This window comes from Vibrio neptunius (assembly GCF_000967495.1).
Taxonomy (GTDB): domain Bacteria; phylum Pseudomonadota; class Gammaproteobacteria; order Enterobacterales; family Vibrionaceae; genus Vibrio; species Vibrio neptunius.
The window spans coordinates 10847-23154 of record NZ_JXXU01000017.1 but is presented as its reverse complement, the minus strand read 5'-3'; the positions used below and the strand labels follow the sequence as shown (position 1 = coordinate 23154).

Genomic DNA, 12308 nt, shown 5'->3' with positions numbered 1-12308 from the left:
CTATGTATTTGGAGCATTTTGGTTTAACTCAGTTTCCGTTTAATTTAACCCCGAACACCGAGTTGTTCTTGGGGTTGGATCCTCATTATGAGGCGATTCAAACGGTTCAGTCTGCGATAGAAATGGGAGAAGGTTTAATTAAGGTAACCGGAGAAGTCGGTACCGGAAAAACCATGGTCTGCCGAATCCTAGTCAATCAGCTAGGTCAGACAGTACAGCTGGTTTATCTGCCTAACCCCGCGCTAAGTGGTAATGAACTGAGGAGAGCGATTGCGACAGAGCTTGAAGTACGTGTTACCGATACCACGACTCTCGTCGATGATATACAAGCTAAGCTTATAGAGCTAGCAAGAAGTGGATCTCAAGTGGTGCTGTTTGTTGATGAAGCTCAGGCCTTGAGTGATGAAGCGCTGGAAGTGCTACGCTTGTTTGGCAATTTGGAGACGGAGTACCACAAACTGATGCAGATTGTACTAATAGGCCAACCTGAGTTGGATGAACGGCTTGAACAGCATCACCTGCGTCAACTTCGACAACGCATTACATTCAGTGCGAAATTAAGAACACTGTCTGTTTCTGAGGTGGTAGCTTACATAGATAATCGGATCGAAAAGTCTGGTGGCAAGCTTGAACTGTTTACACTCAGTCAGAAAAAAGCGATCTGGAAAGCCAGTCGGGGCATTCCAAGGTTGATCAATCAAATTTGTCATAAGTGCTTGGTCCTAGCGTGTAGCCAGAGTGAATACAAGGTCAGCAACCGACAGTTGTTTAACGCTATCCATGATACGTATGACAGCTGCAAACCAAAATTTAAATGCCCGCAAATTTGGGGTTGGAGTTTTCCATGAGTGCCATCAACAATGCGCTTTCTGAACTAGCCAATAATCATTCCAATCAGCCAGAGCAGATCGTCAAGGCGAACGTGAAACCTGTTAGCCAGCTTAAGGTCCTGCCTTGGGTCGTTGGCAGCTTTGGTTTAAGCTTGGCTGTCGGGGGGTGGGCGCTCTCTACTCAAGCGCCTATTTCCGAGTCTCAGCCTCTGGCGGCAGTTAGTGTTGATAAAACGGTTGAGCCTGTTGTTTCGCCTACATCGAAATCGTCAGTCAGCAGCAATGCTATTTATCTACCTCAGCACAAGTCTGATAAGAAAAACAATCCACCGCCATCAAATTTGACCAATAACAATTCGAACCTTTTGCCACAACCGAAGATACTCAAAGTAGCTGCGACTGCAACGCCTCCGGCTAAAGTCGAAAAAGGGGAGGTTGTGGTCCACCAAGTAGAGCTTTCTTCGGCTCAACTTGCAGAAAAAGCGGAGATTCGAGCTAAAAAAGCTCTCGACAATAGTAATCTCAACGAAGCGTTGAGCCATTATCAGGAGGCGCTTCGTTACGCGCCAGCTAGTGTTAAGGTCCGACAAAAGCTTTCAGCGCTTTACTACGGCAAAGGAGAATCTAGGAAAGCGGTCGATATATTAAGCAAAGGCATTCAGCTCGATAGAGAAGACAGTACACTAAGGATATCTTTGGCTAAGTTACTGATGAAAGAGCAGCAAAACGAGGCGGCGTTAACGGCTTTGGTGCACTTACCGCAGAAGGCTTCGGTAGAGTATTTATCCCTGCGAGCAGCACTGGCTCAAAAATCTAAGCAAGATGACATTGCTCTGAGTAGTTATCAAAGTCTAGTGTCAATGGACCCTGATAGTGGTCGATGGTGGTTAGGTTTGGGTATCCAGCAAGAGAGGGCGTTGAACTTACTTAAAGCCGAAGAAGCATATCAGCAAGCTTTAACGAAACTCGGGTTATCGAACCAGTCAAAACAGTTTATTCGTGACCGTTTGTCGCTTATTAGTCGTTTAGAAGGGCAACCGGATGCAAATTAAGCTTAGGAAACGTCTTGGGGACCTACTGGTTGAAGAAGGCATCATTACTGATTCTCAGGTAGAGGAGGCACTCGCTTCTCAGAAGAGTACAGGCCGAAAACTAGGGGCGACCCTGATTGAACTCGGTTTTTTAACTGAGCATCAAATGTTGACCTTTTTATCCCAACAGCTTGATGTTCCCCTTATTGATCTTAGTCGAGCGAATATAGATGCCGATGCCGTGCAGCTCCTCCCAGAGGTGCATGCCCGCCGTTTGAGAACGTTGGTTATTGGGCGTCAGGGAAATACGCTTCGAGTTGCGATGAGTGACCCGGCGGATCTCTTTGCTCAGGAAGCTTTGCTTGGGCAACTCCCTAATTACAGTATTGAATTTGTCATTGCTGCTGAAAAACAACTGGTTGATGGATTTGACCGTTACTATCGACGTACCAAAGAAATTGCTTCTTTTGCTGAGCAACTTCAAGCTGAGCATCAAGTGAATGAAACGTTTGATTTCAGCATTGAGGATGAAGACAGTGACGAAGTCACGGTTGTGAAGCTGATCAATTCCTTGTTTGAAGATGCCATTCAGGTTGGAGCTTCAGATATTCATATTGAGCCGGATGCCAATGTATTGCGCTTGCGCCAGCGTATTGATGGTGTGCTGCATGAGACCTTGCTCAACGAGGTTAATGTTGCTCCCGCTTTAGTTCTGCGTCTGAAGTTGATGGCGAATCTGGATATATCTGAAAAGCGTCTACCGCAAGATGGCCGTTTTAACATTAGGGCCAAAGGTCAGTCGGTTGATATACGTATGTCGACGATGCCAGTCCAGCATGGTGAATCTGTGGTAATGCGTCTTCTCAATCAATCGACAGGAGTGAGAAAGCTCGAATACTCAGGGATACCAGACCATTTACTAGTACGTCTGCGGCGTCAACTTCGTCGACCACACGGTATGATATTAGTTACTGGACCAACAGGTTCTGGTAAAACCACCACGTTATATGGGGCGTTAAGTGAACTCAACGAACCCGGCAAGAAGATCATTACCGCAGAAGACCCTGTTGAATATCGTCTACCACGCGTGAACCAAGTTCAGGTAAATTCTAAAATTGATCTCGATTTCTCAACGATTCTACGAACCTTTCTCCGTCAAGATCCTGATATCATTCTTGTTGGTGAGATGCGTGATCAAGAAACAGTGGAGATTGGTTTGCGTGCTGCGTTAACGGGGCATTTGGTTTTAAGTACTTTACATACTAATGATGCAGTGGATAGCGCGCTAAGAATGATGGATATGGGCGCTCCTGGTTACTTAGTGGCAAGCGCCGTTCGTGCGGTAGTGGCTCAGCGTTTAGTGCGTAAAGTTTGCCCAGATTGTAAAACTCAAGATGTTGTTGAAGATGCTCGCAAACAGTGGTTAGCGCAGCGTTTCCCTAATCAAGAACATGCTGATTTTGTTAAAGGGCATGGATGCCAAAACTGTAATCTTACCGGTTACCAAGGCCGGATTGGTGTTTTTGAGATGCTCGAACTCGAACAGGAGATGATGGATAAGCTTAGAGCTAATGACGCAGTGGGTTTTTCAGCCGTTGCCCGCCAGTCTGACAGTTATAAACCTTTGCTTGCGTCGGCAATGGAGCTTGCATTGCAGGGGGTAGTGAGCCTAGATGAAGTTATGAACCTCGGCGAAGGTGATGCGTCTGGGTCTGTTGAAGCCATCTATCTATAGGATGAGCCATGCCAGTATTTAGTTATCAGGGACGCAACATAGACGGTACAACTGCGACTGGGCAGGTAGAAGCCCCAAATGAAGAAGCAGCTGCAGAGTCTTTGCTCAACAAAGGCGTTATTCCTACCGCTATCATACAGGGTAGAAGTGGTGGGAGTTCGTTTAGCGCGGATTTCGGAGCTCTATTTAAGCCGTCGATTCCTCTGGAAGTGCTGGTTATTTTTTGTCGTCAACTCTATAGCTTGACAAAGGCGGGTGTCCCTTTATTACGTTCAATGAAGGGGTTAACCCAAAACAGTGCTAATAAGCAGTTGAAACAGGCACTAGAAGAAGTGACGCAAGAGCTGACCAATGGACGCAGCTTGTCATCATCAATGCAAATGCATTCTAAAGTGTTTAGTCCGCTGTTTGTTTCCATGATCAATGTTGGCGAAAATACAGGCCGACTGGATCAGGCTCTTATGCAGCTGGCTAATTATTATGAGCAGGAGGTGGAAACGCGTAAACGTATCAAAACAGCGATGCGTTATCCCACGTTTGTGATCAGTTTTATTCTCGTCGCGCTGTTTGTTCTCAATGTTAAGGTGATTCCACAGTTTGCCAGTATGTTTGCTCGCTTTGGCGTTGATCTGCCCCTGCCCACCCGAATTCTGATCGCGACATCTGACTTCTTTGTCAACTATTGGGCTTTTATGCTGGCGGGGATTGTCAGTCTGATATTTGCTTTTAAGGCATGGGTAAGAACGGCAACTGGCGAGGAAAAGTGGGACAAATTTCGCTTACGCATGCCAATCATTGGTGATTTAGTGAATCGTGCTCAGCTATCGCGATTTTCTCGTACTTTTGCACTGATGCTCAAAGCGGGTGTTCCTCTAAACCAGTCACTGGCACTCTCTGCAGAAGCTTTAGAAAATAAATATCTAGAAAACCGTCTTTTAGAGATGAAGTCGTCCATTGAAGCAGGGGGAACTATCTCAACCACAGCGAGTAATAGTCAGGTGTTTACGCCGTTGGTGCTGCAGATGCTATCCGTTGGAGAAGAAACCGGACGAATTGATGAGCTTTTGCTTGAAGCAGCGGATTTTTATGATCGTGAAGTGGACTATGACTTGAAAACGCTGACAGCAAGAATAGAGCCTATATTATTAGTCATAGTAGCGGGTATGGTATTAATTCTTGCACTTGGCATATTCCTGCCAATGTGGGGCATGCTAGACGCTATTCAAGGTTAATATGGCGGGTGGTATACAACGCTCAAGGTTAGTCGTCTGGTTGTCGACTATTATTATTTTATTGCTCAGCTTTGTTTTGGTGTTGGAAAAATTAGAGCAGGATGTTGATGATGCTGCCTTTTTACTGGCCAGTAAGCGGATAATTGAAAGAGCGAGCTTTTACAAACAGCAATGGATGTTGAAAGGGCAGCGAGAAAGTTTGATTGTGGAAAATCAAAGCTTGGTATTTTCTGAGACAGGTTGGGTATTGCCCAAAATGTCTGAAAAGAATAAGCAGTGTATGGCTTGGCTTTCACTATTATACCCGAAGTTGAGCATTTTGGATTCAATGCCACTCAAGGTAGTTAATCGCTCTGAATTAAATAATTACCAATGTGACTATGTTTATACTCAGGGTAAATCGATTCATATACAACTGGTGGATAATACGTTTACTGTGAGTGTCGGCTTTTCATCAACTTGATTTTATTGACATATTTGTGATGGTTATATCGTAGATATCTCGTATAATACGTTGTACTAAATAGCGAGTTTGTAGTTATGCATAATAGGCAGTTTGGTTTTTCGTTAGTTGAGCTTGTCGTTGTCATTGTCGTTGTCGGGTTACTGGCGGTTGCCGCTTTACCTCGCTTTTTAGATGTGACTGACGAAGCAAAGAAAGCCAGTGTAGAGGGGGTTGCTGGAGGCTTTGCTACGGGAGTGCTTTCAGCTCGCGCACAATGGGAAGCGGAGGCTCGTCCATCGTTGACAATAAGCTCTGAATCATACAATCGTGTTGATTATGACGGTGTCGACTTCTGGCTGACTCGCTCAAAAAATAGCAGCAATGCTGACACTGGCTTTCGCGATGGTTACCCCTACGGTTTGAACACAGACAATGTCAGTTTTCCAACCAGCCTCACGGATCAAATGTGTATAGATTTAATGGAAAGCTTGCTGCAAAACCCACCTAAGGTGGACACTGTTACAAACTCGAATACGAATTCTAATGTAAAGTATTCAGCACAAGCTGATGATTCAAACGATACTTGTACCTATATTCAGAAAGAAGGTAGCTCGGGTCATCAGTTTGTTTATGAGATTAAAACTGGTCGTGTGACCGTGACATTGCAGTAAAACTGCGGATCTTTAGCATAGAGAGATAGAGACTATGAAAAAACAAGGCGGTTTCACCCTAATCGAATTAGTAGTGGTGATTGTTATTCTCGGTATTCTGGCAGTCACTGCAGCACCTCGTTTTCTTAACCTACAAGGAGATGCACGAGAAGCATCTTTACAAGGCCTTAAAGGTGCCATTGATGGTGCTGCTGGCATTGTGTATGGCAAAGCTGTTATTGATGGCCAAGAAACGGCGAGCGCTGCTGCTGGGACCGCAGTGGAAGGCGTTTTGACAATTTATGGTTACCCGCTGGCGACAACTGGTGGTATCGGAGCGGCAGTTGTCGGCCTTGATAGTGATTGGAGCGTTGTGACAAGTGTTGCAAATACTAGTATTACCTATGGCTTCAGTGGCTCTACCGATGCAACATGTGCTGTTACTTACACGCAGGCCACAGGGACTGCTGTTGCGAGTGCGGCTTCGACAACCGTAGCTACAGGTGGTTGTAACTAATTATTAAAGAAAGGCCAGCAACGCTGGCCTTTCTTTTCTTCGACATCTGATTAATTTCTCATTTCCTCTCAAAACCTACCTAGAACACCCTCATTAATGGTTTTTCTAACTTATAATCAAACAAGAAAAATTAACTACTTAGGTAATTTATGAATGCTAAGCCTTGTCGAGGCTTTACGTTAATTGAGCTTATTATGGTTATTGTGCTGCTTGCCGTGGTTTCAGTCTATGCTGCCAGTCGTTACGTGGGTAAAAGCAGTTTTGATGCACAATTAATGGAAGAAGCCGTTTTATCGTCACTGCGCTTAACTCAGCTGAGAGCGATGAATCGTAGTAGTTTATGCGGGCGTTGGATTATCAATGGAAATCAAGCGATTGATATGGCGGCGTCCATCGTGTCGGGTGCGTGTACAACGACGTTTCCCACCAACACCAGCGACAGTAGTTTTGTTGACGCTAACGAAGACGGTGTGGCATTAACAATCAGCTCAGGTAACTTTATTGATTTTGATAGTCTAGGACGTCCATCTCAGTGCTCTGCAGCTTCTTGCACCATTACTATTCAAGGGCAGTCTGGTACTCGTCGATTTATTTGTGTTAATTCAGAAGGGGGGATTTTTGCGAACTCGACAAGCTGCTAGACATAACGGTTTTTCGTTATTGGAAATGGTGATCGTTATCGTGATTATTGGCATCGCGATCAGTGGTGTATCGATTGCGCTGTTTCCTAAAGGTAAACAAAGTGCTGAGCAGGTTTCATCGGTTAAAGCGGCGGAGTTAGGCCGCGCGGTGTTGGATGAGGTGTTGGGCCGTAATTTTGATCACAATTCTGGGCCAAATGGTGGTTTACCCGAATGTGTTCTCGTTGTTACTACCGATCGAGTTCTTTGTACTGAAACTGGCAGCCTTGGTCCAGAATCAGGAGAGGTAAATAAAACCTTATACAATGATGTTGACGACTTTGATGGCCTGAGCGGTGCCGTTCAAGATGTGCTGGGTGTTGATATTAGTGGCGAGTATCAAGGCTATAACGTCGCCATTCTTGTCTTCTACGAGCAAGATATCGGTGGCACCATGCAAGGCGCAGAATCTCTCACCAGGACACATTATAAGCGAATTAACGTCACAATTACTGACCGTCAGGGGAATACTTATCCATTTTCAGCGACAAAAGGGAATTTTTGATGCGTGGTTTTACTCTGATTGAAATGGTTATTTCCATCACTTTGTTAGGTATTGTTGGGCTGTTTGTCGGTGAAGTGGTGCGTCAGTCATTGGTACTTTACTCAGATTCATCTAATCGTGAAGCTTTAATTCAGCAAGGGCGCTTTGCTACTGAAAGGCTACGTCGAGAGATTCGCGAAGCGATTCCAAATAGTGTTGTGGTAGCGAATAACTGTATTGAAATTCTGCCAATTACGAACAGTGCCATATATATGGATCTTCCTACGGCTTTATCGGCCTCTTCGTCAATCAGAGTGCTTCCAGTGGTTAAAAGTATTGCCGCGGGCGAGCGTGTAGTGGTGTATCCAACCGATAGTGCTGAACTGAGAGAAGATGTGGATGGTTCTGGCCAAACCGCTCAAGTTAGTACCACTGTCGATTTCGCTGTTAGTGGCGCAATGACGTCTATGGTGGATGTTGACCTGACAGTGAGCTCCGGTTTTACGACATTGAGCCCTGCGGATCGTTTGTATTTCTACCGTGATCCCGTCGCATTTTGCTTGGTTGGCACTGAGCTATTGAGGTATTCCAACTATGCTCTAGATAGAGCGACTTTAACGCCTGCATTATTAGGTACTGGAGTTAGGGTTGCTGGAAATCTTAATCAGGTCAACTTTGTTGTTGCTGATCCCCAGTTGCAACGTAATGGCCTAGTTAAAATGGAGCTGACCTTCGTCGGTAATGGAGAGCAGGTTAGGTTTGATCATGATGCGCTTATCTACAACACGCCGTAGTCAAAACGGGAGCGGATTGCTGCTGGTTATCTTCATCATTGTTGTAGTGGTGGGGTTTATGGCAGCCATCGCCAATCGAAACCAAGAGCGTAGTAGTGATCAACTGATTGCATCAGTTATTGGTACAAGAGCAGAAATGGCGGCACGTTCTGCGGCACAGATAGAAATCAGCCGTTTCTATCAGACTGATACTGATGGCAGCTGTCAGGTGGGAGCCGCGCAAACGATTCGTTTTTCGGGGACTGGTTTATCTCAGTGTTCGGCCTCGGTGACATGTACCTCTTTGGGCAGACTGGATAATAATGTTGAGGTGTTTCAATTGGTTTCAACAGGATTGTGCCAAGTGGGAGGGTGGCAACTGCAAAGAGTCATTGAGGTAGGAGTCAGACAATGAACATGATGAGGAGCACTGTTTTTTTCGTGATTGGTCTAATGATACCAATGTACGCTTATGCTGTACCTCAATGCACAGACATCTTTACTGATCCTCCCTCTGGAAATCATTCCGTTAATGGGTTAATTCCTCCACCGGACGTCATTAATAACAAACTTGGTAATCTTGACTGTTTTCGTTTTCGGGGGAGTAATCTTTGTTGGCAAGGCGTTACATTAAGAACGAGTAACTTTACACCTGGCGATTACAGTTACAACTCTGGTCGATTCCAAAATAGGGCTGAACTCAGCACCAATGGTTCAACGACTCGTTTGTATTTTGATTCTCTCCAACTGACAAATGCTGAGTTAAACCTTGATGGTGATCCGGAAGATTTGTTTATTTATGTTGCAGGTAGCTTACAGCTTGCCGGTCAGAACAAAATCAATGGCATTGTTTACGTTGCGGGAAGCGTTCAGGTGGCTGGTAATGCACAAGTATCAGGTGCTCTTGCTGCTGGAGGCGCGCTAGTAACAACGGGTAATAGTACGGTAACGGTTGATCCCGATGTGGTAAAAAACGCTGATCTTATCGGTATGTGTGACAACTCAAGTGTTTCTTTGGAGTGTTTTAGCGATGATTTCAATTCGGGTTCACTTTCCGACCTGTGGGTGACATCTACTAGTAGTGGTTCTTTTCAACCTGGAATTATCAGCAGTCGATTGCGTTTTACTCAAGCGGTACAAGATCAAGCGACGTCGTCGACTTATCAGCGTCTATTCCCAGCTAAGGATAACTTGGTTGAAATAGAGTTTGATCATTTTGCCTACAATGGTTCAGGGGCGGATGGTATTGGTGTTGTGCTTTCAGACGCACTGGTTACTCCAAGAGCAGGCGCATTTGGTGGGCCTTTAGGTTATGGATTTAAACCTAATGAGCCCGGATTTGCTGGTGGTTGGCTCGGCGTAGGTATTGATGAATATGGTAACTTCTCCAATGAAGGCGGGCAGGGTAGTGACCCAGGGCGGAGACGCCAGTCGGTAGCATTGCGTGGTTCTGGCGTTGATGAAACGGGCTATCGTTATCTAGCTGGCGCGTGTAACAATGGCCAGACAAACCAGAATGGGAACTGTTTGTCGCCAACTGTGGATAACAATAATTCTGGGGCGGTACATCGTTATAAGATTGTGGTGGATTCTCGGATCACCAATGAATCGCAGGTGGAAATTTCCCGTAAGATTGGTAACGGTAGTTGGCAGTCAATTGTCGGCCCAATTAATGTTTTGGATAGCCAATATAACCAAGCAGCAGTCCCAGATGATTTCTTGCTTTCTATTACCGGCTCGACAGGTAGTGTGACCAACATCCACGAGATTGATAATTTTCAAGTCTGTGCACTTAAATCACGACCAATAGAAGATCAAATCGATCATTTTCGTATTACCCATACTGGGCAAGGGATTACATGTAACAAATCAGAAGTCACAATTAAGGCATGTAAGAATGATAATTGTACAGAGTTATACACCGATCCTGTCAGCATTACCTTATCTCCTTCCGTCGTTTCTGGAGGAGGAGGCTGGGAAGGGGGAATAACGCAAACCATTACTGGTGGTTCTGAGACCTTTTATATACGGAAACATTCCTCAGGCAGCATCAAGTTAGATGTGATGGGATCAAACCCTCCAGCTCGTCCTTTCTCCACTAATTTATGCCAAATTGGTAGTGGTAGCTGGAGTGACCAGAACTGTGATTTAGTCTTTTCTGATAGTGGTTTTGTTATCGATATGTCAGACAAGTATGCTGCTGAATCCGTTGAAGTAACGCTTAGTGCTGTCAAGCAGGGAGACAGCAATACTAAATGTGATGTCGGCTTTGGGGGAGTGACAAAGAGTGTCGCCCTTTGGAATCAATATTTAGACCCAGGAGCAGATTTGGTCGGAAGCCCTAAAGTATCTGTTGATGTGACGGGGAGTGATACGGATCTTGGTACCAGTGAGTTAGGGGCGACGAATTATAATTTAGCGTTTGATAGTAACGGTCAAACGAAATTCAATCTCAATTATGATGATGCAGGTCATTTACAGTTAAATGCGAAATATGTCGGAACTGGAGATGAATTAGGCTTAGAGCTTAGAGGTGCAGAGAATTTCGTGAGTTTCCCTAAATACCTGACCATAACGGCTGAAAACACGTCTGGTGGCACGGGAGTCTGCAGTAGTGCCGATATCAGTTGTAGTATTTTCGCCAAAGCAGGGGAAAGCTTTAATCTTAAGGTGACCGCTTACAATCAGGATGACCAAGTGACACCTAACTACAAACATAGCAACATTGCCATCAGTCATAGTTTGGTTCAGCCCTCAACAGGCACCGCAGGCAGTATCAGTACCACCTCTTATAGCCATACTCCTATTTTGAATGGTACCAATAGCGTGACGCAGTCGGTCTCTGAAGTTGGGGTGTTTAGTTTTACTGTGACGCCACCAAACTCATTTTATGGAAGTACGGCTAAGAGTATTACCGCTGGCACCACTGGGAATATAGGGCGTTTTATTCCTGCGTATTTCGAACTTCCAACAACGTCTACTGATATTTTGAATACGCCAGTACTGCAGGGTGCTTGCTCTCAATCCCCGAAGTTTAGCTACATTGGCCAATCTTTTGGTTATTCGACTAGCCCTGAACTGACACTAAATCCTAAAGCCGTTGATGGCACGACGGTTGGTAACTATGTTATCGGTGACTGGTGGCGTTACAGCAATAATTGGGGAAGTCGTAACTACCTCTCGGATAATAGTTTAACGATGACTATCGACACTACTACCTCATCTAGTGTGACCAGAACACCAACGACTGGTAATACTATGGTGCTGGAAAATGAAATGATTTATTACTCCAAGGAAACCACCCCCATCAATCCTTTTACTGCTAGCTTTCAATTGGTATTAACTGCGAGTGACGTGACTGATTCCGATGGTGTTTGCTTAAAGTCTAACGACTCAGGTAATTGCCAAGGTATTAATTTTGATGATGTAGATGGCACTATGGCCCTACGCTGGGGGAGGCTGGTTATCAACGACACTTATGGTTCTGAGATTGCAACGCTGAGGCAGCGACTGGAAGTGCAATATTATCAAAGTGATCGCTTTGACACCAATACCGATGACTCATGTACCAGCTTTGGAGGTATTGGTAACTTTGTATTTACATCGGGGAACTATACGGTTGTGACTAACGGTAGTCCTACTCAGCCGGAGGTTAATGCTTCGCTTACTTCTGCGATAGCCAGCGGTGGAGAGTCTTGGGTAGAGTTTACTCCTCCCGGATCTGGTAGCACTGGAACGATCACAACCTCTCTCAATGTGGATTTGTTATTTCCTTGGCTAAAATATGATGAAAATGGCGATGGTAGTCTGGATGATGTCACTTCAGGACTGACACAATTTGGTCTATACCGAGGGAGTGATCGAGTCATTTGGTGGAACGAGCAGAATTAGAGACAACGAGATTTTTCGACTTTCGTTAGGAATCTGTTAG

The 12308-nt window shown here is 45.1% G+C and carries 12 protein-coding genes; all 12 read left to right on the top strand.

Annotated elements, in window-relative coordinates; translation table 11 throughout:
- The first annotated feature begins 2 nt into the window (after positions 1 to 2).
- The 12 genes from TW84_RS06315 (at position 3) to TW84_RS06260 (ending at position 12268) form a co-directional block, all read left to right on the top strand.
- Positions 3 to 848 (top strand): ExeA family protein, encoded by an 846-nt coding sequence (locus tag TW84_RS06315; RefSeq protein ID WP_045974808.1) that lies wholly within the window; start codon positions 3 to 5, stop codon positions 846 to 848.
- The gene (locus TW84_RS06310; RefSeq protein ID WP_045974807.1) at positions 845 to 1882 is read left to right on the top strand and encodes a tetratricopeptide repeat protein; all 1038 of its coding nucleotides are present in this window, start codon (positions 845 to 847) and stop codon (positions 1880 to 1882) included. Before TW84_RS06315 ends, TW84_RS06310 begins: the two co-directional genes overlap by 4 nt.
- Positions 1872 to 3596, top strand: coding sequence for an MSHA fimbrial ATPase MshE (locus tag TW84_RS06305; RefSeq protein WP_045974806.1), 1725 nt, complete (start codon positions 1872 to 1874; stop codon positions 3594 to 3596). The genes TW84_RS06310 and TW84_RS06305 overlap by 11 nt, the downstream gene beginning before the upstream one ends.
- An 8-nt stretch (positions 3597 to 3604) precedes the next feature.
- On the top strand, positions 3605 to 4828 hold the full coding sequence (locus TW84_RS06300; protein ID WP_045974805.1) for a type II secretion system F family protein: 1224 nt from the start codon (positions 3605 to 3607) through the stop codon (positions 4826 to 4828).
- Between the two features lies 1 nt (position 4829).
- Complete coding sequence (locus TW84_RS06295) at positions 4830 to 5291, top strand: hypothetical protein (protein WP_045974804.1); 462 nt, start codon at positions 4830 to 4832, stop codon at positions 5289 to 5291.
- A gap of 77 nt (positions 5292 to 5368) precedes the next feature.
- A complete protein-coding gene (locus TW84_RS06290; RefSeq protein WP_045974803.1) occupies positions 5369 to 5944 on the top strand; it encodes a prepilin-type N-terminal cleavage/methylation domain-containing protein in 576 nt (191 codons plus the stop codon).
- A gap of 34 nt (positions 5945 to 5978) precedes the next feature.
- A complete protein-coding gene (locus TW84_RS06285; RefSeq protein ID WP_045974802.1) occupies positions 5979 to 6440 on the top strand; it encodes a type II secretion system protein in 462 nt (153 codons plus the stop codon).
- Positions 6441 to 6589: 149 nt separating this feature from the next.
- Positions 6590 to 7081, top strand: coding sequence for a type II secretion system protein (locus TW84_RS06280; RefSeq protein WP_045974801.1), 492 nt, complete (start codon positions 6590 to 6592; stop codon positions 7079 to 7081).
- A complete protein-coding gene (locus TW84_RS06275; protein WP_045974800.1) occupies positions 7059 to 7625 on the top strand; it encodes a prepilin-type N-terminal cleavage/methylation domain-containing protein in 567 nt (188 codons plus the stop codon). The genes TW84_RS06280 and TW84_RS06275 overlap by 23 nt, the downstream gene beginning before the upstream one ends.
- Positions 7622 to 8398, top strand: coding sequence for a PilW family protein (locus TW84_RS06270; RefSeq protein ID WP_205622468.1), 777 nt, complete (start codon positions 7622 to 7624; stop codon positions 8396 to 8398). Before TW84_RS06275 ends, TW84_RS06270 begins: the two co-directional genes overlap by 4 nt.
- The gene (locus TW84_RS06265) at positions 8370 to 8792 is read left to right on the top strand and encodes a hypothetical protein (protein ID WP_045974798.1); all 423 of its coding nucleotides are present in this window, start codon (positions 8370 to 8372) and stop codon (positions 8790 to 8792) included. The genes TW84_RS06270 and TW84_RS06265 overlap by 29 nt, the downstream gene beginning before the upstream one ends.
- A complete protein-coding gene (locus tag TW84_RS06260; RefSeq protein ID WP_052707890.1) occupies positions 8789 to 12268 on the top strand; it encodes a DUF6701 domain-containing protein in 3480 nt (1159 codons plus the stop codon). Before TW84_RS06265 ends, TW84_RS06260 begins: the two co-directional genes overlap by 4 nt.
- The last annotated feature ends 40 nt before the right edge of the window (positions 12269 to 12308 follow it).